The 25,230-nt window shown below is 71.2% G+C and carries 27 protein-coding genes and 1 pseudogene; 11 read left to right on the top strand and 17 right to left on the bottom strand.

Annotated features, from left to right (window positions below; genetic code table 11):
• Positions 1 to 142: 142 nt before the first annotated feature.
• On the top strand, positions 143 to 607 hold the full coding sequence (locus tag Q4V64_RS51215; protein WP_216377721.1) for an NAD-binding protein: 465 nt from the start codon (positions 143 to 145) through the stop codon (positions 605 to 607).
• On the opposite strand, the gene Q4V64_RS51210 is transcribed toward Q4V64_RS51215, so the two are convergent.
• Positions 585 to 1,751: an acyl-CoA dehydrogenase family protein gene (locus Q4V64_RS51210; RefSeq protein WP_124445196.1), complete on the bottom strand. Its 1,167-nt coding sequence runs from the start codon at positions 1,749 to 1,751 to the stop codon at positions 585 to 587. The two genes, Q4V64_RS51215 and Q4V64_RS51210, sit on opposite strands and share 23 nt — an antisense overlap.
• Positions 1,752 to 1,791: 40 nt before the next feature.
• Here Q4V64_RS51210 and Q4V64_RS51205 point away from each other — a divergent pair, with 40 nt between their 5' ends.
• Positions 1,792 to 2,526 (top strand): hypothetical protein, encoded by a 735-nt coding sequence (locus Q4V64_RS51205; RefSeq protein WP_253267465.1) that lies wholly within the window; start codon positions 1,792 to 1,794, stop codon positions 2,524 to 2,526.
• On the opposite strand, the gene Q4V64_RS51200 is transcribed toward Q4V64_RS51205, so the two are convergent.
• Complete coding sequence (locus tag Q4V64_RS51200) at positions 2,512 to 4,086, bottom strand: AMP-binding protein (protein WP_124445123.1); 1,575 nt, start codon at positions 4,084 to 4,086, stop codon at positions 2,512 to 2,514. The two genes, Q4V64_RS51205 and Q4V64_RS51200, sit on opposite strands and share 15 nt — an antisense overlap.
• 66 nt (positions 4,087 to 4,152) lie before the next feature.
• Between Q4V64_RS51200 and Q4V64_RS51195 the strand changes: the two genes are divergently transcribed.
• Genes Q4V64_RS51195 through Q4V64_RS51185 form a run of 3 tightly spaced genes read left to right on the top strand, consistent with a single transcriptional unit; the run spans position 4,153 to position 6,626 of the window.
• Positions 4,153 to 5,151 carry a ferredoxin--NADP reductase gene (locus Q4V64_RS51195; protein ID WP_124445122.1) on the top strand — a complete coding sequence of 333 codons (999 nt, stop codon included), beginning with the start codon at positions 4,153 to 4,155 and terminating at the stop codon, positions 5,149 to 5,151.
• Between the two features lie 10 nt (positions 5,152 to 5,161).
• Entirely contained in the window at positions 5,162 to 5,893 is a 732-nt protein-coding gene (locus Q4V64_RS51190) for an enoyl-CoA hydratase/isomerase family protein (protein ID WP_124445121.1), read from the top strand.
• Complete coding sequence (locus tag Q4V64_RS51185) at positions 5,883 to 6,626, top strand: alpha/beta hydrolase fold domain-containing protein (protein ID WP_253267464.1); 744 nt, start codon at positions 5,883 to 5,885, stop codon at positions 6,624 to 6,626. Before Q4V64_RS51190 ends, Q4V64_RS51185 begins: the two co-directional genes overlap by 11 nt.
• 24 nt (positions 6,627 to 6,650) lie before the next feature.
• Here Q4V64_RS51185 and Q4V64_RS51180 read toward each other — a convergent pair whose 3' ends face one another.
• The 10 genes from Q4V64_RS51180 to Q4V64_RS51135 all read right to left on the bottom strand — a co-directional run bounded on the left by Q4V64_RS51180 (position 6,651) and on the right by Q4V64_RS51135 (position 16,873).
• Positions 6,651 to 7,265: a TetR/AcrR family transcriptional regulator gene (locus tag Q4V64_RS51180; protein WP_124445120.1), complete on the bottom strand. Its 615-nt coding sequence runs from the start codon at positions 7,263 to 7,265 to the stop codon at positions 6,651 to 6,653.
• A gap of 88 nt (positions 7,266 to 7,353) precedes the next feature.
• Positions 7,354 to 7,851 carry a DoxX family protein gene (locus Q4V64_RS51175; protein ID WP_124445119.1) on the bottom strand — a complete coding sequence of 166 codons (498 nt, stop codon included), beginning with the start codon at positions 7,849 to 7,851 and terminating at the stop codon, positions 7,354 to 7,356.
• Positions 7,844 to 8,779: an alpha/beta fold hydrolase gene (locus Q4V64_RS51170; protein ID WP_124445118.1), complete on the bottom strand. Its 936-nt coding sequence runs from the start codon at positions 8,777 to 8,779 to the stop codon at positions 7,844 to 7,846. The genes Q4V64_RS51175 and Q4V64_RS51170 overlap by 8 nt, the downstream gene beginning before the upstream one ends.
• Positions 8,776 to 10,428 carry an OB-fold domain-containing protein gene (locus Q4V64_RS51165; RefSeq protein WP_124445117.1) on the bottom strand — a complete coding sequence of 551 codons (1,653 nt, stop codon included), beginning with the start codon at positions 10,426 to 10,428 and terminating at the stop codon, positions 8,776 to 8,778. Before Q4V64_RS51165 ends, Q4V64_RS51170 begins: the two co-directional genes overlap by 4 nt.
• A complete protein-coding gene (locus Q4V64_RS51160; protein ID WP_124445116.1) occupies positions 10,421 to 11,803 on the bottom strand; it encodes a cytochrome P450 in 1,383 nt (460 codons plus the stop codon). Before Q4V64_RS51160 ends, Q4V64_RS51165 begins: the two co-directional genes overlap by 8 nt.
• A 45-nt stretch (positions 11,804 to 11,848) precedes the next feature.
• A complete protein-coding gene (locus Q4V64_RS51155; RefSeq protein ID WP_245685388.1) occupies positions 11,849 to 12,049 on the bottom strand; it encodes a ferredoxin in 201 nt (66 codons plus the stop codon).
• 10 nt (positions 12,050 to 12,059) lie between these two features.
• Entirely contained in the window at positions 12,060 to 13,445 is a 1,386-nt protein-coding gene (locus tag Q4V64_RS51150) for an ABC transporter substrate-binding protein (protein WP_124445115.1), read from the bottom strand.
• 22 nt (positions 13,446 to 13,467) lie between these two features.
• Positions 13,468 to 14,676, bottom strand: a complete 1,209-nt coding sequence (locus Q4V64_RS51145) for a CoA transferase (protein WP_124445114.1) — start codon at positions 14,674 to 14,676, stop codon at positions 13,468 to 13,470.
• Positions 14,673 to 16,145, bottom strand: a complete 1,473-nt coding sequence (locus Q4V64_RS51140; protein WP_216377717.1) for an aldehyde dehydrogenase family protein — start codon at positions 16,143 to 16,145, stop codon at positions 14,673 to 14,675. Before Q4V64_RS51140 ends, Q4V64_RS51145 begins: the two co-directional genes overlap by 4 nt.
• Positions 16,142 to 16,873 (bottom strand): SDR family oxidoreductase, encoded by a 732-nt coding sequence (locus Q4V64_RS51135; RefSeq protein WP_124445112.1) that lies wholly within the window; start codon positions 16,871 to 16,873, stop codon positions 16,142 to 16,144. The genes Q4V64_RS51140 and Q4V64_RS51135 overlap by 4 nt, the downstream gene beginning before the upstream one ends.
• 151 nt (positions 16,874 to 17,024) lie before the next feature.
• Between Q4V64_RS51135 and Q4V64_RS51130 the strand changes: the two genes are divergently transcribed.
• The 4 genes and pseudogenes from Q4V64_RS51130 to Q4V64_RS55875 form a co-directional block, all read left to right on the top strand.
• Positions 17,025 to 17,834, top strand: a complete 810-nt coding sequence (locus Q4V64_RS51130) for a TauD/TfdA family dioxygenase (RefSeq protein ID WP_124445111.1) — start codon at positions 17,025 to 17,027, stop codon at positions 17,832 to 17,834.
• Positions 17,831 to 18,562: an SDR family NAD(P)-dependent oxidoreductase gene (locus Q4V64_RS51125; protein ID WP_124445110.1), complete on the top strand. Its 732-nt coding sequence runs from the start codon at positions 17,831 to 17,833 to the stop codon at positions 18,560 to 18,562. Before Q4V64_RS51130 ends, Q4V64_RS51125 begins: the two co-directional genes overlap by 4 nt.
• Positions 18,559 to 19,119 (top strand): carboxymuconolactone decarboxylase family protein, encoded by a 561-nt coding sequence (locus Q4V64_RS51120; protein ID WP_253267463.1) that lies wholly within the window; start codon positions 18,559 to 18,561, stop codon positions 19,117 to 19,119. Before Q4V64_RS51125 ends, Q4V64_RS51120 begins: the two co-directional genes overlap by 4 nt.
• A gap of 31 nt (positions 19,120 to 19,150) precedes the next feature.
• Positions 19,151 to 19,301: pseudogene (locus tag Q4V64_RS55875) on the top strand (MarR family transcriptional regulator); the annotation flags it as partial.
• A 75-nt stretch (positions 19,302 to 19,376) separates the two neighbouring features.
• Here Q4V64_RS55875 and Q4V64_RS51115 read toward each other — a convergent pair.
• Genes Q4V64_RS51115 through Q4V64_RS51105 form a run of 3 tightly spaced genes read right to left on the bottom strand, consistent with a single transcriptional unit; the run spans position 19,377 to position 22,202 of the window.
• Positions 19,377 to 20,171 (bottom strand): enoyl-CoA hydratase, encoded by a 795-nt coding sequence (locus Q4V64_RS51115; RefSeq protein WP_124445109.1) that lies wholly within the window; start codon positions 20,169 to 20,171, stop codon positions 19,377 to 19,379.
• 31 nt (positions 20,172 to 20,202) lie between these two features.
• Complete coding sequence (locus tag Q4V64_RS51110) at positions 20,203 to 21,351, bottom strand: acyl-CoA dehydrogenase family protein (protein WP_124445108.1); 1,149 nt, start codon at positions 21,349 to 21,351, stop codon at positions 20,203 to 20,205.
• Positions 21,348 to 22,202, bottom strand: coding sequence for an acyl-CoA dehydrogenase family protein (locus tag Q4V64_RS51105; RefSeq protein ID WP_124445107.1), 855 nt, complete (start codon positions 22,200 to 22,202; stop codon positions 21,348 to 21,350). Before Q4V64_RS51105 ends, Q4V64_RS51110 begins: the two co-directional genes overlap by 4 nt.
• Positions 22,203 to 22,366: 164 nt before the next feature.
• On the opposite strand from Q4V64_RS51105, the gene Q4V64_RS51100 reads away from it, so the two are divergent.
• Together Q4V64_RS51100 and Q4V64_RS51095 are read left to right on the top strand one after the other, a co-directional pair.
• Positions 22,367 to 23,029, top strand: a complete 663-nt coding sequence (locus Q4V64_RS51100) for a TetR/AcrR family transcriptional regulator (protein WP_124445106.1) — start codon at positions 22,367 to 22,369, stop codon at positions 23,027 to 23,029.
• 326 nt (positions 23,030 to 23,355) lie between these two features.
• Complete coding sequence (locus Q4V64_RS51095) at positions 23,356 to 23,595, top strand: hypothetical protein (RefSeq protein ID WP_148100405.1); 240 nt, start codon at positions 23,356 to 23,358, stop codon at positions 23,593 to 23,595.
• 18 nt (positions 23,596 to 23,613) lie between these two features.
• On the opposite strand, the gene Q4V64_RS51090 is transcribed toward Q4V64_RS51095, so the two are convergent.
• Both Q4V64_RS51090 and Q4V64_RS51085 read right to left on the bottom strand, forming a co-directional pair.
• The gene (locus Q4V64_RS51090; RefSeq protein ID WP_124445105.1) at positions 23,614 to 24,873 is read right to left on the bottom strand and encodes an amidohydrolase family protein; all 1,260 of its coding nucleotides are present in this window, start codon (positions 24,871 to 24,873) and stop codon (positions 23,614 to 23,616) included.
• Between the two features lie 24 nt (positions 24,874 to 24,897).
• Complete coding sequence (locus tag Q4V64_RS51085) at positions 24,898 to 25,227, bottom strand: hypothetical protein (RefSeq protein WP_124445104.1); 330 nt, start codon at positions 25,225 to 25,227, stop codon at positions 24,898 to 24,900.
• Positions 25,228 to 25,230: the final 3 nt, after the last annotated feature.

The following is a 25,230-nucleotide window of genomic DNA, read 5'->3' as shown; positions in this document are numbered from 1 at the left end:
AAGGAGATTGACGTGAAGCTGGGCTTCGTCGGTGCGGACGGACGGTGCTGCCGATGGTCGGCCGTCTCGCCGCAGCAGGACACCAAGTGCGCGCCGTTGCCCGTACGCCGGAACGCCGCGCCGCCCTGACCGGCGACCGCCGGTGAGCGGCGGGCCGCACGACATCGTGGCCGGGCGACTGACGGTCTGCGCCGGCGGAGACGAGGCCGTCGTCGAGCGGCTGCGCCCCGTGCTCGCGGCCTACGCCGACCCGATCCTGCCGGTCGCGCCCGTAGGCGCCGGGCAAGGCGTGAAGCTCGTCGACAGCGCACTGTTCGCGGCGCAGCCCGGGCTCATCGCGGAGGCGGCTCGGCTGGGCGAGGAGCTCGGCGTGGACGAGTCGGTGCTGCTGGCGGCGCTCGGCGAGGGCAGCGCGGCGAGCCGGGCCCTGGCGGGCGCCGCGGCACGAGGATCGGCCCATCGCTTCATCACCGGTGTCAGGGAGTTCCTGGACAAGGACCTCGCGGTGGTGCGGCACCTGGCGGACGAGTCCGGCGCGCGGGTCGGCGCCCTGCAGCCCGTGCTGGCGGCGCTCGACGACGCCCTCACCGAAGTCCCCCGCGCTTGACCAGCTGGGCGGCGATCACGTTGCGCTGGATCTCGTTGGTCCCCTCCCCCACGATCATCAGCGGAGCGTCCCGGAAGTAGCGCTCCACATCGAACTCCGTGGAGTAGCCGTACCCCCCGTGGATGCGCACCGCGTCGAGGGCGATCCGCATGGCCGTCTCCGAGGCGAACAGCTTCGCCATCCCGGCCTCCATGTCCACGCGGCGGCCCGCGTCGTATTCGCGTGCGGCATGCAGCGTGAGCTGCTGGGCCGCCGTGAGTGACGTCGCCATGTCGGCGAGGTAGTTGCCGATCGACTGATGCTGCCAGATCGGCTTGCCGAAGGACTCGCGCTGCTGCGCGTAGGCGAGGGCATCCTCGAAGGCGGCGCGGCCCACGCCCAGGGCGCGGGCGGCCACTTGAAGGCGCCCGGTCTCCAGCCCTTTCATCATCTGGGCGAAGCCCCGGCCCTCGGCGCCGCCCAGCACCGCGTCCGCCGGCGCCCGGAGGCCGTTGAAGGAAAGCTCGCAGCTCTCGACGCCTTTGTAGCCGAGCTTCGGCAGGTCACGGGACACGGTCAGGCCCGGGCCGTGCTCGACCAGCAGGATCGACATGCCCTTGTGGGTGGGGTTGGCCTCCGGGTCCGTCTTGCACAGCAGGGCGATCAGCTGCGAGCGGCGGGAGTTGGTGATCCAGATCTTGGTCCCGTTCACCACGTAGCTGCCGTCCGACTCCTTGCGCGCTACCGTGCGCATGGCCTGGAGGTCGGAGCCGCCGCCTGGCTCGGTCAGCGCCATGGTCGCGCGGATTTCACCGGTGGCCATCCGGGGCAGGTAGCGGCGCTTCTGCTTCTCGGTGCCGAAGTGCAGCAGCAGTTTGGCGACGACGGTGTGGCCCCCCATCGCGCCGGCCAGGCTCATCCAGCCGCGCGCCAGCTCCTCGGTGATCAGGACATAGCAAGGGGTGGATACGGGGGTACCGCCGTATCCCTCGGGGACCGCGAGCCCGAAGATGCCCAGTTCCTTCATCTGCTGGATCAGCGCTTCGGGGTAGGTGTCGGCGTGCTCCAGCTCCCTGACGACCGGCTTCACTTCCTTGTCGACGAAGTCTCGCACCGTCTTGACGACGAACTGCTCCTCAGGTGTCAGGGCATCCAGGGTGCTCATGCTCATACCAATCTCCCGCGTCGGCCACGCCTTTGTCATCATGAGCGCTCATGACGTCCTCCCCACTCTCAGCTCCTACGTCGACACCTGCCACCCTGCGCCCGTCGTGGACGAGGACGCGCTCCCTGCCGCCCAGAGCGGGGACCCGCTGCCGCCGCTGCGGCAGTGGCTGTACTTCCATGAGTGGCCCCGGCAAAGCGAGCTGGGGCCCGACGGGCACCTCCGCGAGGCTCGTTCCCTGCCGCCCATCCCCCGGCGACGGCGGATGTTCGCGGGCGGCCGCCTGGACGTCGCCGAGCGGATGAGCAGCCTGCACGCGGTCACCCCCCAAACACGGGCGCAGCGGCGAGCTGCTGTTCGTCACCGCGCGCCAGGAGTTCCGGCAGTCCGGCCGCGTCTGTCTCGTCGAGGAGCAGGAATCGTCCACCGCTCCGGGCGGGGCGCCGGTGAGCGGCACCCGGAGCACATCGACACGACGGCACGGCCCGAGGCCGTCGGCACGTGGCGCCTGGCGCTGCAGCCGGACGAACGCCTCCTCTTCCGTATCAGCGCCCTCACCGCCAACGCCCACCGCATTCAGCTGGAACTCGTGCGCCGACACGCGCCCGAACGGCAGCTGTGCTCCCTGTCCTATCGGCTGCGGCGGCCCGTCTTCGCGGGCGGACACATCGCCGCTGCCGGGGCGCCGACGGCGGACGGCGCCGAGTTGAGCCTCGCCACCGCTCGCGAGCGCCGCCACGCCACGGCCGAGGTGACGTTCTCACGCGCGGGGTGAGGCGATGTCCTGGCGGAGCACGAACTTCTTGACCTTGCCGCTGGCGGTGCGCGGAAAGTCCTCGACGGCATGGACTTCCTCCGGCCACTTCTGCCGGGCCAGGCCCGCCTTCGCGAAATGGTCCCGCAGCTCCTCCAGGCCCGGCGGGCGCTGCCCGGGCAGCATCCGTACGACAGCGGCCGCGTGCTCGCCGAGGCGCGCGTCCTGGGCGGCGACCACGGCGGCCTCCGCGACGCCGGGCATGGTGAGGAGGATCTCCTCGACCTCAAGGGCGCCGATGTTCTCCCCGCCCCGGATGATGATGTCGGCCTTGCGGTCGGTGATGGTCAGGCAGCCGTCCTCGTCCACCGCGCCGATGTCGCCGGTGCGGTACCAACCGTCGGCGTCGAAGGCCGCCTTGGTGAGTTCGGCGTCGGTGTAGCCGAGGCAGAGGTCGGGGCCGCGGGTGAGGATCTCGCCGTCGTCGGCGAGCCGCAGCTCGACGCCGTCCAGCGGCGGGCCGTCGGTGTGCAGGCGGATGCGGGCAGGACCGTCGTAGGGAGTCCAGGTGACGGACGGGTGCTCGGTGGAGCCGTACGAGCGGAACGGCGTGATCCCGAGCGCTTCCAGCCGGGTCGTCACGGCCGAGGGGACGGCGGAGCCGCCGAGCCCCGCGTACTTCAGGCGGTCGATGTGCTCCGGCGTGCAGTCGGGGTGGTCGAGCAGGCTGGTCATGTAGTACGTGGCTCCCCCGCCGACGACCAGCCCCTCGGTCAGGATCAGGTCGAGAGCCTGTGCCGGGTCCCAAGCGTCGCCGAGGTTGACGGGCGAGCCGTCCAGTACGGGGATGAGGAACGCGTTGATCATGCCGATGAAGTGGCCGACGGGCGCCACGGTGAACTGCCGTCCCCGGTCCGGCGGATAGGCCCCGGAGAGCTGGCGGGTCTCGCAGGCGAGAGTCTGGTGGCTGTGCACCACGCCCTTGGGATCGCGGGTCGTGCCGGAGGTGAAGGCGACGAGCGCGGGCGCGGCCGGGTCGGCGTCGAGCGTGCCGGGCAGTTGCTCGTCCGCGAGCAGTTCGTCGAAGTCCCGGCCCACGCCGCCTCCGACCACGCCGACCACCGGGACGTCGGCGCTGAGCGCCGGGTCGAACTTCAGGCGGCCGAACCCCTCGGCGGCGAAGAAGGCCCGCGGCCGGGTGGAACGCAGGATGTAGCCGACCTCCTTCGGCCCGTAGAAGTGCACGATCGGAACCACGACCGCGCCGAGGAACGCCGACGCCCAGAACACGGCAGCCGCTTCCATCCAGTTGGGCAGCTGGAAGGCGATCACGTCGCCGGGGCCGACGCCGCGGCGCCGCAGCCCGGCCGCGAGCCGCCGGGCGGTGCGCTCGACATCGGCGAAGGTGCCCTTCCAGGGGCGCACCCGCGAGTGCACGCGGAACTCGACGTCAGGGGTTGACCGCAAGCCGCGGGTCAGCAGGTCGCCGAGCGATTCGCGGGTCCACCAGCCTTCCTCCTCGTAACGCCGGACCAAGTCGGGCGAGATCGTCCTGAGCGCGGTGGCCGGGATCGCATCCATGGAATGAACCGCCTCCTCATCACATGAGAATTGCACTCTCCCACGCAGAGAAGGTAAGTTCCATACATGGCACGCGACCACGGTTTCCATCCTGTGCGTATCACGCGGATCGTCGAAGAGACCCCGGACGCGCGCACCTTCGCGCTCGATACGTGGTTTCCGTACCAGGCAGGACAGTTCGTGACCGTGCGGGTGTGCGGATCGCTGCGCAGCTACTCGATGTCCAGCTCACCGGACGTGGACGACGAGCTGTGCGTGACCGTCAAGCGGGTCCCAGGAGGGGTCGTGTCCTCCTGGATGCACGAGGAGTTGCGGGCCGGGGACACGCTGGAGGCCACCTTGCCCAGCGGCTCGTTCTGCCTGCGCGACAACGCCACCCCGATGGTCGCCTTCGCCGGTGGCAGCGGGATCACGCCGGTCTTCTCACTGGTCAAGAGCGCGCTGGCGACGACCGGGCGCGAGGTGCGGGTGCTGACCGCCAATCAAGACGCCGACTCGGTCATCTTCCGCGACGCGCTGGACAACCTGGCGCACCGCCATCCGGACCGCTTCCGCCTCCACCACCATCTCGACGACCGGCAGGGGTTGGTGAGCGCGGACGAGATCCGGGCCGTGGCGGCCGGGGCGCTCGACGGCGACTTCTACGTCTGCGGCCCCGAGCCGTACATGGCTCTCGTGCGCGGGGAGCTCGCCGGCCTCGGCGTACCCGACGAACGGCTGCTCGTCGAGCGCTTCACCCCCGTCGGGGCACCGCCCGCGCCGGCGCCGGAGACCGATCGGGTGCGGCAGGAGGGCACCGTCACCATCACGCTGCGCGGCGATCAGCGCACCGTTCCCCAGCGAGCCGGCGAGACGCTGATCCAGACCGCCCGGCGCGCCGGATTCACTCCGCCCTTCTCCTGCGAGGCGGGCGACTGCGCGACCTGCATGGCGCGGATCACCGAGGGCGAGGCGAAGATGCGCGTGAACAACGCCCTCGACGAGGACGAGGTCGCCGAAGGCTGGGTGCTGACCTGCCAGGGCGAGCCCATCACGCCACAGGTCTGTGTGGTCTACGACGACTGAAAGGCCGGACATGGTCGACCTCGAACTCGACGACGGGCTCGCCGTCATCACCATCGACCGCCCGCACGTGCGCAACGCCATCGGGCCGGACACGATGGCGGGCCTGGAGAAGGCACTCGGCACCGTCACCGACGCGGCGGACACGGTCCACGCGCTGGTCGTGACGGGCACGGGTGACAAGGCCTTCGTCTCCGGCGGTGATCTCAAGCAGCTCGCGGAAATCCGCACCGAGGAGGGCGCGCTGGAGATGGCCCTGCGGATGCGGGCCATCTGCGACCGGATCGCCGCCTTCCCGGGCCCGGTCATCGCCGCGCTGAACGGGCACGCCTTCGGCGGCGGCGCCGAGTTCGCGCTGGCCGCCGACATCCGCGTCGCCGCCGACGACATCCGGATCGCCTTCAACCAGGTCACGTTGTCGATCATGCCTGCCTGGGGCGGCGCCGAGCGGCTCGCCGCTCTCGTCGGCCCTGGGCGTGCGCTGCTGCTGGCGGGCACCGGCGAGGCCCTCGGCGCGTACGAGGCCGAGCGGGCGGGCCTGGTGGACCGGGTGCTGGCGCGGGCGGAGTTCGCCGACGGATGGCGGGAGCTGGCGCGCCGGCTTGCCTGCCGTCCGTCGCGGGAGATCAAACAGGCAATGCGACCCGGCTGCCCGCCGCGGGAGGCCGCGCGGGCCTTCGCCCGCCTCTGGGTCGCCGATGAGCACTGGCAGGCGGCGGAGAGGATGATGGCACGTGGCAAGTGACCTTCGCGTGGCGGAAGGGCCGTTCGGGCCCGAGGTGCATCCGCTGGGCCGGGCGGTGGACCACATGGTGCTGTACGTCCACGGGGACCCACGGCTCGGCGGCACTCCGCACGACGCGCTCCCCATGGCCCGGGAGCTGTCCCGGGCGACGGGCTGCACCGTGGTCTGCGCACGCTATCGGGCCGCCTTCCCCGCGGCCCTGGACGACGTGTGCACGGCGTATGCGTACGCACGCGAGCGCGGCCCCGTCGCCCTGGCCGGGAAGCGGCTGGGGGGCGGACTGGCCGCCGGGCTGCTGCTGCGGCTGCGCGACGAGGGCGTGGACCTGCCCGTGTGCGCGGCTCTGCTGACGCCGCTGCTGGACCTGACGCTCGACGCGCCGAGCCTGCTGCTCAACGCGGCAGCAGACCGTACGACGGACGTCGATGTGCTGCACCGGCGCGCCGCGTCGTATGCGGGCCAAGCCGCCCGCGACGAGCCGCTGCTGAGCCCGCTGCACGGCAATCTGCACGGCCTGCCGCCCCTGCAACTGCAGGCCGCCGGCACCGATGTGCTGCTCGACGACGCGCTGGGGTTCGCGGCGCGCGCGGCTCGTTCCGGCGTCACGGTGGACCTGCGGGTGCACGAGGACGCGTCCGCGCTGGGTCTGGCCCAGACCGGCGCGACCGCGGCCTTCCTGCGCGCGCACGCGAGCGCGCGCCGCGTACCACTGCCGTCCGACAGCGCGCGCTGACCTCTGGCCGTCCGCACCGCCCGGTCACCCAGCGGTACGGGCCTGTCCGCCCCGCTCGCCGGTAGCGGGTGCCTCGGTCGACCCGAGCACTAGCGCCCTGATCGAGTCGCGGACGAGCACAGGGTAGGTTTCCTCCTCGTCCGCCTGCACCAGCCACTGCTGCTGGAGACCCGCCACCAGCGCCAGCAGCGCGGCGGCGCCCGCGCGCGCGGTCAGCCCGCTGGGCAGCCGGGGGCCGTAGCAGTCGGTCAGCTCGCGGGTGATCATCTCGTTGAGCTCGCGGCTGCGCGCACGCGCGAACCCACGGGCGGGTTCCTGTCCGATGGCGGCTTCGGCCATGACGACGCTGTGCACCTGCGCAAGCGAGGGGATGCCCAGGTCGAACTCGAGGGCCTCGGCGAAGCGGCGGGCCATGTCCGGTGGCTCGTCGTCATGGTCCACATACTGCCGGGTGAGCGCCTCGCGGAAATGGAGCAGAGCGAAGTACAGCCGCTTCTTGCTCGGGTAGTAGTGCAGCACGCCCTGCCGGGTCAGTCCCGCCCGCTCCGCCACCGCGTCGATCGACGTACCCCGGTAGCCGCGCTCGACGAACACCTCCACCGCCGCCCGCAGTATCTGCTCGTGCCGCACCGAATCCATGGCTTCACCCTCTCGTCCCGCAGGTGACCGTGAACCCTGTCACCTTACGGACGCGCCGGATCGCGCGGGAGAGGCCGGCCCCTCTTCATCAGCGGCGCCGCGGCCGCCAGAACGCGCCCAGCAGTCCGGCGGTGCCGGCCGCGGCGAGGCCGGCCGCGAGGCCCGCGCCCGCCCAGCCCGTCACCTCGATGCCGGCGGCGGTGTCCACGGCGTAGTCGCCGGGGCCCCAGGCGGCCAGGGCCAGGGAGATGACGGCGAGGACCAGGACGTATTCGTAGCCGTCCTTGAAGACGAAGAAGCCGTTGCGCCGGTGCGCGAGCAGCCCGGCGACCAGCATCACCGACACGACGGCGGCGCAGGCGAGCGGCGTGCACAGGCCGAGCAGCAGCAGCGTGCCGGCGCCCACCTCGGTGCCGACGCTGAGCCATGCCTGCAGCCGCGGCCGGCGCAGGTCGAGCCCGCCGAACCACCTCGCGGTGCCGTCGATGCCCCCTCCGCCGCGCCAGTGGTTCAGGCCGTGCACGATCATGACGGCCCCGAGGACCAGCCGGACCGCCAGCAGGGCCGTGGCGTCCGCGTCACTCATCGCCGCCTCCGAGTCCGGGTACGCCCTCGATGCTCTGCACGCATTCCTCCACGAACGACAGCACGTTGAGGTGGTAGGCGAGGGCGGTGCGGCCCACGCTCGTGTTGTGCCCGGCGCCCGCCTGCTCCTCGGCGATCACGCGCGGGGCGGCGCTGAAGGGGCAGCTCAGGTCGGCCAGCGCCTGCGGCCCCGTGGCCCACACCCGCTCGTGCTCGGCGATCGTGATGTGCACGGGCACGCGGACGCGGGCGGCATGGCTGCTGAAGATCTGCCGCCACTCGCGCCGTCGCCCTTCGTAGGCGGGTGACGGCGCGCCGATGTGGCGGCCGCCGTGCACATCGGGCGGGTAGGCGTCCGGCGGATTCCACAGGGCGCGCCGCAGTCCGGTCCGGCCGCCGGGCGAGTCGCGGCCCCAGGCGTCGAGGGCGTCGAGTACGCCGGGGTGATGCTCAAGACCCGTTCCGGCGATTTCCAGTCCGAGCAGGTCGGGACCGCGCGCGTCGTCGGCGGCCATCCGCAGGGCCAGTTCGCACCCCGCCGAATGCCCCCACACGAAGACGCCCGCGCCCCTTTCACGCCCGGCGAGCAGCGCGTCCACGGCGCGCCAGGCGACTTCGGTGCGGTGCTCGGCCGACTCCAGTTCGCTCTGGTGCGGCGCCGAGGTGCCGTATCCGGGGCGGTCCAGTGCGAGCGTGGTGAAGCCGAGCGCGGCGGCGGTGCGCAGCAGGGACAGGCGCGGGTGGCCGGGGTGGTCGAAGTACACGGAGTGGGTGGCGCCGCCGTGCAGGGCGACAACGACCGCCCGGGGGTCGGGTGCCTCGGCGACCCGGGCGGACAGCGGCATGCCGAGAACGCGTACGACGCGCTCGGCGACGGTCACGGGTGGCCCGGCGGAGTCCTCGGTGAGCGGATCCGTGGGGGCCGTCATGCGTCGTTCCGCAGCATCAGCACGCCGCTCGGGGTGAGTCCGCCGCTGCTGACCACCGCGCAGCGGGCGCCGGCGACTTGGCGGGCCCCGGCCTCGCCGCGCAGTTGCAGCACGGCCTCCTGGAGCAGGCCCATGCCGTGCGTACGGCCGTGGGAGAGCTGTCCACCGTGGGTGTTCAGGGGCAGCACGCCGTCGCGGGCGATGTTCTTGCCGCCGTCGAGGAAGTCCTTGGCCTCGCCGATGCCGCAGAAGCCGAGGGCCTCGATCCATGACAGGCAGTTCATGGTGAAGCCGTCGTAGAGCAGGGCCACGTCCACATCGGCCGGGCGCAGGTCGGTGCGGGTCCACAGGTGGGCGGCCTGGCCGAGGACTTGGGGCTCATGGGTGAGGGTGGACTGGTCCCACTCGGGCCGCTCCAGGATCTGGGTGCCGACGGCCTCGACGCGCACCGGCGGCTTCGCCAGGTCGGGTGCCGTCTCGGCGGCCGAGACCACGACGGCGACCGAGGCGTCGCAGGGGACGTCGCAGTCGTAGAGCCCGAAGGGAGTGGTGATGGGGCGGGCGCCCAGGTAGTCGTCCATCGTCAGCGGGTCGCGGTAGACCGCGTCGGGGTGCAGGGCGGCGTTGGCGCGCTGGTTGAGGGCGATCCGGCCGAGGGTCTCGCGGGTGGTGCCGTAGCGGTGGAAGTGGCGCTGGGCGTTCATGGCGAGGGTGTGAGACGGGGACACGCAGCCGAAGGGCTTGAGCCAGCCGTCCACGCTCGGCGGCGGTGCTGATATCCGGCCCCGCTTGAGCAGTTCGCCGTACGTCGACTCCCACACCGTGCGGAAGCACAGCACATGGCGCGCGAGGCCGCCGGCCACGGCGAGCATCGCCGCGATCACCGAGCCGCCGGGGCCGAAGGTCTCGCCGCCGCCGCTGTGCCACACCGGGTGCAGGCCGAGCGCGGCCTCCAGCGCGCTGACACCGCCCTCGGCGAAGCCGCCGAACGGGCCGGCGCCCGGGTAGGTGGCGAGGCCGTCGATGTCGTCGAAGGTCAGGCCGGCGTCGGCGACGGCGCGTTCGCACGCCTCGACGGTCAGCTCCAGCGGGGGGCGCATCAGCCGGCGGCCGATGCGGGAGGCGCCGGCGCCGCTGATGACTGCCTTGTCCTCGAACTTGGGGCCGGCCCGCCGGGTACGGGGCCGGGGCGGCGCGTCCGCCGGCAGCGGCCGGTAAGGCGCGTCGGGAACCGGCCGGAACAGCGGCAGCCACGCCTCGCCCGCCTGCTGGAAGGTGACCTCCATCGGCATGCCGAGCTCGAGCTCCGCCGGCTCCGCCGGCTCCGCCCCGACGACATTCGTGGTGAGCCGGACCCGGGGATCCTCCTCGATGGCCACCTGCCCGATCACGTACGGCAGGGTGAGCCCGGGGAACGGGAAGCGCTGATTCACCGTGAAGCCGATCAGCGTGGCCCGGCCGGACACCTCACGGACGGCGAAGTCCCGGCTCCGGCAGTGGCGGCACACCGGCTGCGGCGGGTGGATGAGTGCGCTGCAGGCCTCGCACTGCGCAAAGCGCAGCCGCCCGTCCCCGCCGGACGTCCAGAAGAACTCCGTCTCCGGCGCCATCTGCGGCGCCGGTCGGTCCTCCGGTGCGGACTCAGTCATGGTCGGCGTTCTCTCCGTCAAGCTTCGCGGCGGCCTTGCGCTCGGTGATCGGCTTCGCCCAGCCGTGCTCGTCGCAGCCGCGCTGGAGCATGTCCAGGGTCGCGTCGAGGCCGGGGCCGAGCGGCCGGCCCGGCGTGAACGTGGCGGGGAGCTTCCGCATCCCCTGGATCACGCCGATGGTGTCGTAGTGGACGGTGCCTTCGGGGTCGCAGACGTAGTCGGGGATGCGGTCGAGGACGTGCAGCAGCATCCGCTTGAATACGGTGCGGGCCACGTTGGAGCCGATGCAGCGGTGGATGCCCAGGCCGAAGCTGGCGTGCCGGTTCCCGGTGCGCGCCAGGTCGATGCGGTCCGGGTCGGGGAAGACCTGCGGATCGCGGTTGGCCATCGCCCAGGACAGCCAGATGCGGTCGCCCTCCTTCAGCTCGGCACCCGCGAGGGCGCAGTCCTCGGCCACCGTGCGGCCGTCTCCGGGCGCGGGCGTGAAGTAGCGCAGGAACTCCTCGGTGGCGGAGTCCAGCAGCGGGCCCCGCTCGGCGCTGAGCCGGGCGCGGTCGTCCGGGTGCTCGGACAGCCACTCCAGGGCGTGCGCGGTGAGGGCGGTCGTGGTGTCGAAGCCGCCCCCGATGAGCAGCCCGAGCGCGCCGAGCAGCTCCTCGTCCGGGGCCGGCTCGCCGTCGATCCGCAGCCGGATCAGGGCGTCGACCAGCCCGGGGCGCGGCTGCGCCCGCACGGTGTGGAGGGTGGTCGCGAGGTCCCGCATCATCGCGATGTGCGCCTCGACCACCCGCTTCATGTCGGGCGAGTCCGGCGGGGTGTAAACGCCCGCGTGCGCGGGCTCGTTGTACAGCTCCCACTTCGTCAGCGGAATGCCCATCATCGCGAGGGTGAGCACGGCCGGCACGATGTTCGCGAGGTCGTCGACGAAGTCGATGCGCCCCTGCTCGATCCGTTCGTCGAGGCAGGCGCGGGTCACCTCGTCGACGAACGGGATCCAGCGGGCGACGGCGGCCGGTGACAGATACGGGTTGAGCGCGTCGCGGTAGGCGCGCTGCTCGGGTGGGTCCATCTCCAGAAAGCCGCCGCGGATGCCGCGGCCGCGGTCCGGTGCGGGGATGTTGATGCCCTGATAGCCGCGGCGCTCGCCGTGCACGTCGTGGTCGTTGGACAGCACGTCGGCGGCACGGGCGAGGGTCGCCACCTCCCGGTTTCCGCTGGCCACCCAGTGCCCCCCGTACGTGTCGCTGAAGGCCATCGGGCACCGGCCGTGCAGATCGTGCGTGATCTCCTCGAACCGGTCGCGGTATTCGGGCGCGTGGCGGTCGAAGTGGATCCTGGGCCGCAGCCGGCCGTCGTCGGTCTGCTCGCTGCTCATCGCTCTCTCCCTGTCCCTGCCCTGTGCCTGCCCTGTGCCTGCCGTTCAGATGACGCTGATGGCCCGCTCGGGGCAGGAGCGGACGGCATCGATCACCCGGTCCTGCTGCTCTTCGGGCACCTCCTCGGCCACCGGCGACGAATGGCCGTCGATGTCACTCAGCTCGAACACCTCGGGGGCGCGCATCGCACACAGGGTGTGACCCTGGCAGCGCTCGGGATCGACGCGTACTTTCACCGCGGTCACGCTCCTTACGTCACTTGAGGTCGGACAGGGACTTGCCGACGTCGGCGAGCCGGGCCGGTTCGGTGTAGCTCCGCTTGAACTTCACCACGGGTGCGTCGCAGCGATACGGGCCGCTGTCCTGCTCGAAGGAGGCCGGCTTCCAGCCCTCCGGCGTCGCCTCGACAACCGAATAGCACTTGCCGGGCACGTTCTGCTTGCTCACGTCGAACGGGGCCTGGATGCCCCCGGCGGTCCAGTCGGTGACCTTCAGCGCGTTGTCGTACACGCAACGGCGGGTCAGCTCGTCGCAGTCACGGGCGGAGGTGGCGAACAGCAGCCAGGCGGAGAAGGCGCGCAGTGCGGGATACGTGACGGGCTTGCCCGGCGCGTACTTCGCGAACAGGGCCTCGACCTTCTCGACCGCGGGATTCTCCTTGCTCGCATCCAGCGGGTGCGTGGCGAACAGTTCGGTGTAGTTGTGCTGGGTGCCGAGCGCCGATCCCGCCAGCTCGATGAAGTTCTGGGAGTAGGCGTTGCTGTTGGCATCGATCCAGTCGGGCGCGTAACCGAGACTGGTGAGCGCCTGCTCCAGCTTGGCGAGGCTGGCGAAGTCGCCGTGGAAGACCAGGCCCTTGACCTTCTCCTTCTTCAGGGTCTGCGCGTACGGCGTCCAGTCGGAGACGCCGGTGGCCGGGTAGAGGTCGGAGTAGCTGACCTTTCCCCCGAGCGAGGCGATCGACTCCTTGTACTGCGTGGCCATGACCTTGGTCACCGGGCTGTCGCCCGAGATGATGCCGACGTGCTGCGCGGAACCGGGGAACTTCTCCTTGAGCAGCCACTGGTAGAACCCCGCGTACTGGAAATGTCCGGAGAACGGGCCCGCGGACATCACCTGCAGGTCGGAGCCGACGGCGGGGGCAAGGCTGGACTGCGCCGGGAAGGCGGGAAGCAGGCAGCTCAGCCGGTCCTTGGTGCCGAGCCCGTCCATCGAGGCACCACCGCCGACCAGCATGAAGTCCTCCTTGCATGCCTGCTGCATGCGCTGGCGGACCTCCAGGAATTTCGCGTCGCGGATGACGGGCACGAGCTTGCGTCCGTTGATGCCGCCGTTGTCGTTGCACCAGGAGGTGAACGCCTTCGCGGCGTCGACCATTTCGGAGTTCTTGGTGAAGCCCTGGTCGGTGAAGACCCCGAGCTCGACCCTGTCGCCGGTGACGCCCTGCTGGCTCACCGCCTTGGCATCGCCCTTGCCACAGACGTTCTTCAGCGTCCCGAAGTCCGGGCCGTCGACGGCGGGAGCGCTCGACTCGGCGCCGCTGGTCTCCTCGGGCTCGCCGCTGCCCGAGTCCGAGCGGGTGGAACAGCCGGCGAGCAGCACCGCGAGCACGGTGACCACTCCGATCAGCAACCTGCGCATGGGTCCTCCTGGACTCAACGGGTCACGTGACCGCACCCTGGGCCTTGAAGGCGAGGATGCGGTCCCAGTCGTAGCCGAGCTCGACGAGGACCTGCTCGGTCTGGGCGGCGAATTCCGGGGCGGCTTCCAGGTGTGCGGGCTCGGTGTCGAACTGCACCGGGCTGGCTGCGAGTTCGAGCTCTCCGGCCCGGGTGATGTAGCCGTTGGCGCGCACCTGCGCGTCCGCGGCGGCCTGCAGGGTGTCCTGGACGGGGGCCCATGGTCCGGCGAGGGTGGCGAACCGTTCGCTCCACTCGGCGAGCGGGCGCCGGCCGATGGTCTCGGTGAGGATCTTCACGGCTTCCGCCGTGTTCGCCGCGATGTCCTCGGCGGTGGCAAAGCGAGAGTCGTCGGCGAGTTCGGGGCGGTCGATGTGCCGGCAGACGTCCGGCCAGAACTTCGCGGGCTGCAGCATGACGAACGAGATGTAGCGGTCGTCCGCGGTGCGGTAGAGGCCGGAGAGCGGGTTGGCGGGCGAGCCGTGCGCGCCGGGCTGCGGCGCCTCCCAGGTCTTCGAGAGGCGCAGCGATACGGCCATGGCGTGGCCCATCGCCCACACGCCGCTGCCCAGCAGCGACACGTCGACGACCGGTGCCTCGCCGGTGCGTTCGCGGCGCAGCAGCGCGGCCGCGATGCCGCCGGCGAGGTTGGTGCCGGAGATGGTGTCGCCGTACGCGGGCGCGGGCGGCATGATCATGCCGTCGGCGCCGGGCGGGGTGATGCTGGCGGCGGTCCCGGCGCGGGCCCAGAAGGCGGTCATGTCGTAGCCGCCCTTGTCGGCCTCGGGTCCCAGGACGCCGAGGGCGCTCCCCCGCGCGTAGACGATCTTCGGGTTCACCACGCGGATGTCGTCGACGTCGATGCCGAGCCGGGCCCGGGAGGCCGGCATGAAGCTGGTGAGGAACACGTCGGCGCGGCGCACCAGTTCGTGCAGCACCTCCAGGCCCTCCGGCTTGGACATGTCGAGGCCGATGCTGCGCTTGCCTCGGTTGGCGTGGGCGACGTTCGGGTTGGGGTCGTCCTCCACCCGCAGGGTGCCGGTCTGGCGCAGGCCGCGCTGCGGGTCGCCGGTGACCGCGTGCTCGACCTTGACCACGTCGGCGCCCCAGTCGGCGAGCACCGCGCCCGCCGAGGGCACGAACCCGTACATGGCCACTTCCAGGACGCGGATGCCTTCGAGGGGCCCGCTCATGCCTTGCCCACCACCGTCGCGAACGCCTTGGTCTCCAGGAATTCCTCGAAGCCGGCGCGGCCGGACTCGCGGCCGATGCCGGACTGCTTGTAGCCGCCGAAGGGCACGTCGGGTGCGAAGTAGTTGCCGCCGTTGATGGAGAACGTGCCGGTGCGGATGCGGCGGGCGACCCGGATCGCCCGCTGCTCGTCGGCGCTGTGCACGGCGCCGGAGAGCCCGTACACGGAGTTGTTGGCGATGCGCACGGCATGGTCCTCGTCGTCGTACGGGATGACGGCGAGGACCGGGCCGAACACCTCGTCCTGGGCGATCTCGCTGTCCTCATCGACGCCGGCGAGGAGGGTGGGGGTGTAGAAGAAGCCCGGGTCGACCGGCTTGCCGCCCGCGACCAGTGTCGCGCCGGCCTCGACGGCCCGGCGCACCATCCCGTCGACCTTCTCGCGCTGACGCGCCGAGATCAGCGGCCCCATCGCGGTCTTGGGGTCCGCCGGGTCCCCGACCCGTACCCGCTCCATGCCCGCGGCGACGAGGTTCACGATGGTGTCGTGGTGTGCGCGCGGCACCAGCAGCCGCGAGGTGAGGGCGCAGCCCTGGCCGGAGTGGGAGCAGATGGTGAAGGCGGCGAACATGGCCGCCTTGGCGAAGTCGGCGTCGTCGAGGACGATCATCGCGGACTTGCCGCCGAGCTCCAGGAACACCTTCTTCACGGTGTCGCCGGCGGCGGCCATGATGCGCCGTCCGGTCGCCGTGGACCCGGTGAAGGTGACCATGTCGATGTCACGGTGCGTGGTCAGGACCTTGCCGGTCTCGACGCCGGAGGAGCTGATGATGTTCACGACCCCTGGGGGGATGTCCGTGTGCCCGGCGATGAGGTCGGCGAGGGCGAGGGTGGTCAGCGGGGTCTCGGGGGCGGCCTTGAGGACGACGGTGCAGCCGGCGGCGAGCGCCGGGGCCAGCTTGGCGAGGGCCAGCTGGTTGGGGAAGTTGTACGGCAGGATCGCGGCGACGACGCCGGCCGGCTCCTTCTCCGCCCAGCGGTGGTGGCGCTGCCCGCGCTGCTCGCTCTCGCCGAGGTCTTCGGTGAAGGCGTACGTCTCGGCGAGGCGGGCGTAGTAGGTCAGCAGGCCGAGCGGCTCGTCGAGTTGCGGACCGTGCGTGAGCATCCGGGGGGCGCCGGCCTCGGCGATGGTCAGGTCCCGCAGCTGCTCGCGGTGCTCGTCGAGGGCGGCGTGCAGCTGGCGCAGGCAGCGCACGCGCAGCTCGGTGTCGGTGGCCCAGGCGGTGGTGTCGAAGGCGCGGCGGGCGGCGGCAATGGCGGTCTCGGCGTCGGCGGCGGTCGCGTCGGGGGCGTGGCCGAGGACTTCGCCGGTCGCGGGGTTCAGGGTGGGGTAGGTGGCCTTCGTCGTCGTCAGCTCACCGTCGATGAGCAGGCGGCCGGTGAACGGGGCCGTGGCGGGAGAGGCGTTCACAGCCGCACCACCGATCCGCCGTCCACGGCCACGATCTGCCCGGTGACCCAGCTCGCTTCGTCGGACAGCAGGAAGAGCAGGGCTCCGGCCTGGTCGGCCGGAGTGCCCATGCGCTTGAGGGCGAAGGTGCGCAGCATGGCGTCGCGGTGCTCGGCAGGGATGATGTGCCGGGTCGCCTCGGTGTCGGTGGGGCCCGGTGCGATGGCGTTGACGCGGATGCCGCGGTCGCCGAGTTCGGCGGCGAGGGAGACGGTGAGGTGGTTGATGCCGGCCTTCGCCATGCCGTAGAAGCCGGTGGCCGACCAGGCGGCGGTGGAGGACTGGTTGACGATGGCGGCGCCGTCTTGCAGGTGCGGCAGCGCGGCGCGGGTCACGTAGAGGGCGCCGAGCAGGTTCACCTTCAGGAAGCGGTCCAGGTAGTCGTAGTCGACTGTGGTGAGCCCTTCGCGGCGCATGTCGTGGAAGATCGCGGCGTTGTTGACCAGGCAGTCGATCCGCCCGAACTCGCCCATCACCGTGTCCACGAGGGTCTGCGCGGAAGCCGGGTCGGAGACGTCCGTGCGGACGTACAGGGCACCGTCGAGCTCCTTGGCGACGCGTTGCCCCTGGGTCTCGTTCAGCTCGGCGACCACCACCCGCGCGCCTTCGGCGGCGAGGGCGCGGGCATAGCCCTCACCGATCCCCTGCCCGGCGCCCGTGACGATGGCGACCTTGTCCTGGAACCGCATCCGGCCTCCTCGGTCCTGCACGTCGACTGCGACGGAAACTACATTCTCGATTTGAGCGAATCAACCATCCGGACAGGAGAATCTGATGCTGCCCCCCTTTCGGCGCCGACGTGCGGAGAATATTGTTCTCGTAACTTGGAAGGGGATTTTCATGCCGGAGACCCATGCCCTGAACCCGTCCCTGGGAGTGGAGTTCACCCACGTGACGGACCCGCTGGACGAGAAGCTCGTCGCCCGCTGCGCCGAAGCCCTCAAGTGGCGCGGCGTGCTGCTGATCCGCGGGCTGAACCTCGACGACGAGCAGCAGATCGCCCTCAGCTCCAAGCTGGGCGAGGTGGTCAGCGTCCGTGGCAAGCAGATCTTCCCGATCTCCCTGGACCCGTCGAAGAACCCCTCGGCCGAGTACTTGCGGGGGACCTTCCACTGGCACCTGGACGGCACGACGGACGACGACGTCCCGGTGAAGGCAACGACCCTCACGGCCCGCCATGTCGCCATGACGGGCGGGGGCACGGAGTTCGCGAACACCTACGCCGCGTACGAGAACCTGCCGGAGCAGGACCGCAAGCGCTACGAGAGCCTGCGCGTCGTGCACAGCTTCGCCGCCGCCCAGCTGCGGGCGAAGCCCGACCCGAGCGAGAAGGAACTGGCCCGCTGGCGCAGCCTGCCCGAGCGGGAGATGTCCCTGGTGTGGCGGCGCCGCGACGGCCGCCGCTCGCTCGTCATCGGCACCACCGCCGACCGCATCGTCGGCATGGCACCCGACGAGGGCCGCGCACTGCTGGACGAGCTGCAGGAGTGGTGCACCCAGGAGCGGTTCCGCTACACCCACGACTGGCAGGTCGGCGACTTCGTGGCCTGGGACAACACCGCCATCCTGCACCGCGCACTGCCGTACGACCGCTCCTCCGAACGGCTGCTGCACCGCACCACCATCGTCGGCGACGAGGCCTTCGGATGAGCGGCGCGGCGACGCCGCCGCGGACCGCGGTCGTGACCGGCGGCGCGTCCGGCATCGGGCACGCAGTCGCCTGCCGGCTGGCGGCGGACGGGCATCGCGTCGCGACCGTGGACCTCGCGCCCGCCGACCTCGACGGCGTGCTCCCGGTGACCGCCGACGTGACGGACCGCGGACAGGTCGACAAGGCGATGGACACCGTACGTGAGCGACTCGGGCCCATCTCGATCCTGGTCAACGGGGCCGGCGTGGACGGCTTCAAGCGCTTCGCCGAGCTGTCCTTCGAGGCCTGGCTGCGCGTCGTGAACGTCAACCTCCACGGGGTCTTCCACTGCATCCAGGCCACACTGCCCGACATGACCGCGGCCGGCTGGGGCCGCATCGTCAACATCTCCTCGTCCAGCACGCACTCCGGGCAGCCGTTCATGGCGCACTACGTGGCCGCCAAGTCGGCGGTCAACGGCCTGACCAAGTCCCTCGCCCTCGAACTCGGCCCGGACGGCATCACGGTGAACGCGGTGCCACCGGGCTTCGTCGACACCCCCATGCTCCGCAAGGCGGAGTCGCGGCGGCTGCTCGGCGGGACGGTCGAGGACCACATCGCCCGCACCCCGGTGCGCCGGGTCGGCCGCCCCGAGGACATCGCGGCGGCGTGCGCCTTCCTGGCCTCCGAGGAGGCCGGGTACATCACCGGCCAGATTCTCGGAGTGAACGGAGGCCGCAACACGTGACGCGACTCGACCCCGTGCCGTACGCCGAATGGGACCAGGACGCCATCTTCCCCATGACGGGCGGCCGCACCGTCCCGCACGCCAACTCGATCAGCTTCCTGCTCAACCATCCCGAGCTGACGAAGGCCTTCCTCACCCTCAGCACCCACCTCGCGGCCAAGAGCACGCTGCCGGCGAAACTCCGCGAGCTGGCGATCCTGCGGATCGCCTGGCGGCGGCGCTGCCGGTACGAGTGGGCGCAGCACGTGGCGGGGGCACGCCGGAAGGGCGCGACGGAGGATGAGATCGCGGCGGTACGGGCCGGCGCGGACACGCTGCTCAACCGCGCGGTCGACGAACTCGACCGGGACTCGCGCCTGTCCGACGCCACGTACGCCGCGCTGGCCGAGGAGGAGGGCCTGGACGACCGGCAGATGATGGACCTGGTGTTCACGGTGGGCGGATACGGCACCCTTGCCATGGCCTTCAACACCTTCGAGGTGGAACTCGAGGACGGCCTGGACGACGAGGGATTCGACGAGGCGGCCGACGCGAGTGCGCGTGAGCAGTGCGGCTGACCGGGCCACGGACCAAGTGGAGTACGAGCAGATGCTCCTCGGCCGTCCGCATCCGCGTCGAGGGACCCCTGTCCATCGGCCGGCTCTGTGACGCTTTCGACCTGGACGCCTCCACGCTGAACCGGCAGACGGCGGCCGCCGTTCGCGCGGGCCTTCTCGAGCGCATCCCCGATCCCTGCGGCGCTTCGATGCGGACCTCGAGCGCCTGCACGGGCGGCCGTGACCTCGCCCGGACCGGGCCCGTCCGGCGCCGGCGCTCACCCCTCCTGCTTGAGCTGCTTCTTCATCTCGTCGAGGCGGGTGAGGATCGGGTAGCCGTCGACACTCAGCGCGTTTCCGTGGCCGGTCTGGTGGATGTCGAAGACCGACTGCAGGGCGGCGTAGAAGCCCTGCACGTCGAGACTCTGATTGACGGCGCGCTTGGCCTGCCGCAGGCCGAAGGGCGGCATCTTCGCGATCCGCCCCGCCAGCTCCAGGGCCGCGTCGTCGAGCTCGTCGAGGGGGACGACCCGGTTGACCATGCCGACCTGCTCGGCTTCACCGGCCGTGAGGGGACGGCCGGTGAAGAGGATCTCCTTGGCCTTGCGCGGGCCTAGCTCCCAGGTGTGGCCGTGGTATTCGACGCCGCCGATACCCATGTGCACGACCGGGTCGGAGAATTCGGCGTTGTCCGCGGCCACGATGAGATCGCACGGCCAGCACAGCATCAGCCCCGCGGCGATGCACTTGCCCTGCACGGCGGCGATCGACGGCTTGGGCACGTTGCGCCAGCGCAGCGAGTAGTCGAGATAGCGGCGCGCCTCGGTGTTGTAGATCCACTCCAGGGTCAGCTCGCCGGGTCCGGGCCAGCGGTCCTTCAGGTCGTGCCCGGAGGAGAAGTGCCGGCCGTTGGCGCGCAGCACGATCACCCGGACGTCGTCGTCGTGCGCGGCCCGGGTCCAGGCGGCGTCGAGGTCGTCGAGCAGCGCCATCGTCTGGGCGTTCGCGACCTCGGGCCGGTTCAGGGTGATGACGGCGACGCCGTCCTTCGCCTCATAAAGGATCTGTTCCATGGCGGCTTGCGTCCCTTCTGCGGTACGGGCCTCAGCGCGGCAGGCCGAGGATGCGCTCGGCGATGATGTTGCGCTGGATCTCGCTGGTGCCGCCGGCGATGGTCCCGGCGAAGCTGCGGGCGTAGCGCTCGAACCAGCTGGCGATGAAGTCCTCGGCGTTCATGTGGTGGTACGGGCCGGTCAGCTCGGGGTGGCGCAGCCCGTCCGCGCCGTGCGCCTCCAGGGCGTGCAGCGAGGCGTCCTGGACGGCTTCGGAGCCGAGGAGCTTGAGGACGGAGATCTCGGCGGGGTCGGGGTCCGGGCCGAGCTGGCGGTAGCCGAGCAGGCGCAGGGCCTGGGCGTCCATGAGGAGGGTGGCGTACCAGTCCTCGTCGCAGGGGGCGTCGCGGATCAGGTCGTCGAGGCGTTCGGCGAAGCTGAGCCAGAGCAGGGTGCGCTCGTGCCCGAGCGAGCCGTTGGCGACGCGCCAGCCGCCGTGCAGCGGGCCGACGAGGTTCTCGCGCGGGACGCGCACGTCGGTGAAGAAGACCTCGTTGAAGTCGAGGTCGTCGGGCGCGGCGAGGGAGCCGAAGGGGCGCCGGACCACGCCGTCGGTGTCGGTGGGGATGACCAGACAGCTGATGCCCTTGTGCTTGGGCGCGTCCGGGTCCGTACGGACGAAGGTGAGCAGGATGTCGGCGTCGTGGGCGCCGGAGGTCCACACCTTCTGGCCGTTGACCACGAAGTGGTCGCCGTCAGCGACCGCCCGGGTCCGCAGGGAGGCGAGGTCGGAGCCGGCGCCCGGCTCGCTCATGCCGAGCGCTGCGGTGATCTCGGCCCGCAGCACCGGCACCGCCCAGCGGTGCTTCTGCTCGTCCGTGCCGAAGGTGATGAGGGAGGCGGCGACGATGCCGAGGCCCTGGGGGTTGAAGCTGTGGTAGATGCGGCGCCGCGCGAGCTCCTCCAAGTGGGCGAGCTGCTGGGGCAGGGTGGCGTTGCGGCCGCCGAACTCCGGCGGCTGTCCGGGCAGCAGCCATCCGGCGTCGAAGAGGGTGCGCTGCCAGCGCCGGGCCCAGGCGGGGACATGCGCACTGGAGCGGGGCCGCTCTACCGCCTCGGCCGCGGTCGGCAGATGGGCGTCCAGGAAGGCGGCGAATTCGGCGCGGAACCGGCCGATGTCCGGGTCGTCGGCGAGCCTCATCGGGTCAGCAGTGCCCTTCTGTGCGTGGCGGCGGTGCCCAGCAGCAGGTCGCAGGCCTTGGCCCGCTTCAGGTGGATCTGGAGCTCGTGCTCCCAGGTGAAGCCCATGGCGCCGAACAGCTGCAGCCCATTCCGGAAGACCAGGCGCTGGCACTCCCCTGCCGCGGCCTTCGCCATGTGGGCGGCGCCGGTCGCGCGCTGGTCGTCCTCGGCGAGGGTGAGCGCGCTGAAGTGGGTGAGGGCGCGGGCGCGTTCGATGGCTACGTACATGTCGGCCGCCTTGTGCTTGACGGCCTGGAACGCTCCCAGGGGACGGCCGAACTGCTGCCGCTCCTTCACGTGGTCGACGGCGAGGTCGAGGATGCGCCGGCAGCTGCCGACCGCGGTGGCGGCCAGTCCCATGAGGGCGAGGGCGGGGACCCCGTGGGCTGCGTCCCGTACGTCCACGTGAGCGATGTGAAGGCTGGGGTCGAAGACGTCGACCCGCTCCACCGGCAGCTCGCCGGCGGGCACGATCCGTACGCCGTCCCGGGTCCGCACCGCGATCTCGCCGGCGCGGTCGGCGTCAAGGACATAGCGGCCCGCACCGTCGAAGACCGCCGTGCCCGCACCCTCCGGAAGCCGCCCGGCCACCGGGGCGAACCATGTCGCGGAGGCGAGGAAGGGCGTGCCATCGGCCACGTATCCCAGCTCCTCCAGGATCAGGGCGAGCTCTACGGGCGGCGCCTCGAGCCAGCCCAGCTCCTGGTACAGCGCCCACTGCTCGGCCTCGCTGCGGACGCGGGACTTTGCGAGGGCCTCACGGACCGTGCGCCGCAGCATCAATTGGTCCTCGTCGAGCACGAATTCCATCGCGCGTCCTCACGTCGGGCGGTGGTGGCGTGGCCCGGCGGCGCAGCCACATCGGCGAGAATATCATTCTCATAGGATGCAAGTAAGGGTCTCGCTAGCTGGGGTACCTGATTCGGTAGGGGGAAGCGCCTTGCTTTTCACGGGCGTGGAGTATCGTTCTGCAAATGAACGCCGTCCCCGCAGAGCCCGCTCCGCCGGCCTGGCGCCAGCGCGCCGTCGAGCGGTCCACCCGCGCCGCCAAACTCCGGGCCGAGCAGCGGATCCAGCGCTTCCTGGACGCGGCCCAGGAACTCATCGCCGAGAAGGGCACCACCGACTTCACCGTGCAGGAGGTGGTCGAGCGGTCCAAGCAGTCGTTGCGCAGCTTCTACCAGCACTTCGACGGCAAGCATGAGCTGCTGCTCGCCCTGTTCGAGGATGCGCTGGCCAAGTCCGCGGCCGAGATCCGCGAAGCGACATCGGCAGCCAAGAAGCCGCTGGAGCGCCTGCGGATCGCGGTGGAACTGCTCTACAAGCAATCACAGCCCCGACCCGGCGAGCAGAGCCCCTTGTTCACGGACTTCGCCATGCAGCTGCTCGCCTCGCACCCCGCGCAAGTGGCCACCGCCCACGTGCCGCTGCTCGACGTCTTCACCGAACTGGTGGAAGCGGCCCTGGAGTCGGGCGACACGCGTGCCGCAAAGCCGCGCCGCGTGGCGTCGCTGGTCATGCAGACCGCGATGTTCACGGCCCAGACAACGGGCGTTCCCGCCGAGAGTCATGCGACTGCCGTGACCGCCGAGGAAGTCTGGGAGTTCTGTCTGGGCGGGATCAGCGGGGGCACCTGACCAGCACTCCCACCGGCCCAGCACTCCCACCGGCCTGGGCGGTGAACAGCCTGGAGAAAATCGGGGCGCGACGCAGGCGAGCTGTGCGGACTGCCGCCGCTCGGCCTGCGCGCGACCACCGGCCTCGACGACGTACTCGATCCGGAACCGGACTGCGTTCTGTACACGCCGCGCGAACTGGACCCGGACGCCGTATGCGCGCTCCTGGCGTCGGGAACCGACATCGTCGCCACGCGAACCGACTTCCACCACCCGGCCGTCATGGATCAAGGGTTGCGCCGCCGCGTCGCGGCGGCCTGCGACGTCCCATGCCGCCGTCGCCGCCGGTGTCCTCGAAGCCGGAACGGTCGCAGCTCAGCGCGTCACGGTCGGAGGCGGCTGACCGTCGACGGCGATGCCCCGCTCGACATCACCATCCGCTTCCCGTCGCTCCGGAGAACGCGGCCTCCGTCTACCCCTCCTACACCGCCAACCGGGCGGTCAACGCCGTGCCGTGGGTCTGCGAGGCCCCCTCCGGCATCCGTACGACGGCGGATCTGCCGCAGATCATCCCGGTCCTCGTGTAAGGCGGGGCCCCGCTCGGCTCAGGCGGCAGCGGTGTCGTCGCGGTGGACCTGTCCGCCTTTCATGACGTAGCGGACGTCCGTGGTGACCGTGATGTCCGAGAGCGGATCGCCGGGGACGGCGATCACGTCGGCGAGCAGGCCCGCGTCGAGACGGCCACGGTCGTCCACGTCGACGAGGTCGGCGGAGACGGTCGTCGCGGCGCGGATCGCGTCGAGCGGGGACATGCCACGGTTCACCAGGGCGACCAGTTCCTTGGCGTTACGGCCGTGCGGGATCGCGGGGGCGTCTGAGCCGCAGGCGACACGGACGCCCCGACGTACGGCCTCGGAGATGGTGGCCCGTGCGCGGGGGAACACCTCGGCGGCCTTGGCCTGGAGTCCTGGGTCGGCCTGCGAGAGGTCCATGTCGTCGGCGAGGGACGTCGTGGCCACGAGGAAGGTGCCGCGCTCGGCCATCAGGTCGAGCGTGGCCCCGCTGGTGAGGAAACCGTGTTCGACGCAGTCGATGCCCGCGTCCAGCGCGGCCCGGACGGCCTGTTCCCCCATGCAGTGCGCGGCGACCTTGCGGCCGGCGCGATGGGCCTCGTCGACGATGGCGCGCAGTTCCTCGTCGGAGTACTGCTGGGCACCGGCCGGGCCGGTGTGCGACATGACGCCGTTCGACGCACAGACCTTGATGACGCGGGCTCCGTGCTTGATCTGGTAGCGGACGGCCTTGCGCACCTCGTCGACCCCGTTCGCGATGCCCTCCTCCACCGTCAGGGGCAGCACGTGCGGGGCGAACGCCTGGAACATCGTCGGGTCCAGGTGCCCTCCCGTGGGCGTGATCGCGTGCCCGGCGGGGATGACGCGCGGCCCGTCGATCCAGCCGTGGTCGATCGCCTTCTGCAGAGCGACGTCGAGCAGCAGTCCGCCTGTCTGGATGAACAGGCCGAGATTGCGCACCGTCGTGAAGCCCGCGCGCAGGGTGCGGCGCGCGTTGGCCACGGCACGCAGGGTGCGCACGGCCGGATCGTCCTGCACCGCGACCAGAGGACTTCGATGGTCCGGCCCTCCGAGCAGCAGGTTGACCTCCATGTCCATCAGACCGGGGAGCAGGGTCAGTTCACCGAGGTCGACCACCACGGTGCCCTCGGGCAGGGAGGCGGGCGAGACCTTGGTGATGCGCTCGCCCTCGACGAGCAGTTCGCCAGGAGTGACGTACACGCCCTTGTCGACATCGAGCAGGCGCGCGGCGCGGAGCAGGACGGGCGGTTGCGGGGTGCGCGGTCGGGGCATCGCTCGGCTCCTTCGGGCCGGTGGTCACACGGCCGGTTCGAGGATCGCGTCGATGGTCGAGGGACCCGAGTCGGGAACCCTCGGCTGGCGCCACGCCTCCACGGGGAAGGCGACGGTCACCAGCGCGCAGAACAGCCACAGCAGCCGCTTGTCCTGTTCGGAGATGTCCTCCATGGAGACCTGCTCCAGATAGTCCTTGCTGGACTCGAGCAGCGGGAACGCCACGTTGTAGAAGGCGTCGAGCTCGTCCATGGTGCTGGCGAGGCGCTTCGCATAGCGGGCCTTCTCACCCCGGACCGCCCAGTCGGCGAAGGGCTCCAGGGCCTCGAAACCGTCGGGAAAGACACTGGCCATGAT

It is taken from the genome of Streptomyces sp. NL15-2K (genome assembly GCF_030551255.1).
Taxonomy (GTDB): domain Bacteria; phylum Actinomycetota; class Actinomycetes; order Streptomycetales; family Streptomycetaceae; genus Streptomyces.
The sequence above is the reverse complement of the archived record's forward strand: the minus strand, read 5'-3'. Positions and strand labels throughout refer to the sequence as shown.

What these genes read in the sequence shown, in the direction of transcription:
- Q4V64_RS51210 (WP_124445196.1), bottom strand. Translation starts at nt 1,751, where the DNA reads ATGAGCACCCTGGATGCCCTGACACCTGAGGAGCAGTTCGTCGTCAAG.
- Q4V64_RS51205 (WP_253267465.1), top strand. Translation starts at nt 1,792, where the DNA reads ATGAGCGCTCATGACGTCCTCCCCACTCTCAGCTCCTACGTCGACACC.
- Q4V64_RS51200 (WP_124445123.1), bottom strand. Translation starts at nt 4,086, where the DNA reads ATGGATGCGATCCCGGCCACCGCGCTCAGGACGATCTCGCCCGACTTG.
- Q4V64_RS51195 (WP_124445122.1), top strand. Translation starts at nt 4,153, where the DNA reads ATGGCACGCGACCACGGTTTCCATCCTGTGCGTATCACGCGGATCGTC.
- Q4V64_RS51190 (WP_124445121.1), top strand. Translation starts at nt 5,162, where the DNA reads ATGGTCGACCTCGAACTCGACGACGGGCTCGCCGTCATCACCATCGAC.
- Q4V64_RS51180 (WP_124445120.1), bottom strand. Translation starts at nt 7,265, where the DNA reads ATGGATTCGGTGCGGCACGAGCAGATACTGCGGGCGGCGGTGGAGGTG.
- Q4V64_RS51175 (WP_124445119.1), bottom strand. Translation starts at nt 7,851, where the DNA reads ATGAGTGACGCGGACGCCACGGCCCTGCTGGCGGTCCGGCTGGTCCTC.
- Q4V64_RS51170 (WP_124445118.1), bottom strand. Translation starts at nt 8,779, where the DNA reads ATGACGGCCCCCACGGATCCGCTCACCGAGGACTCCGCCGGGCCACCC.
- Q4V64_RS51165 (WP_124445117.1), bottom strand. Translation starts at nt 10,428, where the DNA reads ATGACTGAGTCCGCACCGGAGGACCGACCGGCGCCGCAGATGGCGCCG.
- Q4V64_RS51160 (WP_124445116.1), bottom strand. Translation starts at nt 11,803, where the DNA reads ATGAGCAGCGAGCAGACCGACGACGGCCGGCTGCGGCCCAGGATCCAC.
- Q4V64_RS51150 (WP_124445115.1), bottom strand. Translation starts at nt 13,445, where the DNA reads ATGCGCAGGTTGCTGATCGGAGTGGTCACCGTGCTCGCGGTGCTGCTC.
- Q4V64_RS51145 (WP_124445114.1), bottom strand. Translation starts at nt 14,676, where the DNA reads ATGAGCGGGCCCCTCGAAGGCATCCGCGTCCTGGAAGTGGCCATGTAC.
- Q4V64_RS51135 (WP_124445112.1), bottom strand. Translation starts at nt 16,873, where the DNA reads ATGCGGTTCCAGGACAAGGTCGCCATCGTCACGGGCGCCGGGCAGGGG.
- Q4V64_RS51130 (WP_124445111.1), top strand. Translation starts at nt 17,025, where the DNA reads ATGCCGGAGACCCATGCCCTGAACCCGTCCCTGGGAGTGGAGTTCACC.
- Q4V64_RS51125 (WP_124445110.1), top strand. Translation starts at nt 17,831, where the DNA reads ATGAGCGGCGCGGCGACGCCGCCGCGGACCGCGGTCGTGACCGGCGGC.
- Q4V64_RS51115 (WP_124445109.1), bottom strand. Translation starts at nt 20,171, where the DNA reads ATGGAACAGATCCTTTATGAGGCGAAGGACGGCGTCGCCGTCATCACC.
- Q4V64_RS51110 (WP_124445108.1), bottom strand. Translation starts at nt 21,351, where the DNA reads ATGAGGCTCGCCGACGACCCGGACATCGGCCGGTTCCGCGCCGAATTC.
- Q4V64_RS51105 (WP_124445107.1), bottom strand. Translation starts at nt 22,202, where the DNA reads ATGGAATTCGTGCTCGACGAGGACCAATTGATGCTGCGGCGCACGGTC.
- Q4V64_RS51100 (WP_124445106.1), top strand. Translation starts at nt 22,367, where the DNA reads ATGAACGCCGTCCCCGCAGAGCCCGCTCCGCCGGCCTGGCGCCAGCGC.
- Q4V64_RS51090 (WP_124445105.1), bottom strand. Translation starts at nt 24,873, where the DNA reads ATGCCCCGACCGCGCACCCCGCAACCGCCCGTCCTGCTCCGCGCCGCG.
- Q4V64_RS51085 (WP_124445104.1), bottom strand. Translation starts at nt 25,227, where the DNA reads ATGGCCAGTGTCTTTCCCGACGGTTTCGAGGCCCTGGAGCCCTTCGCC.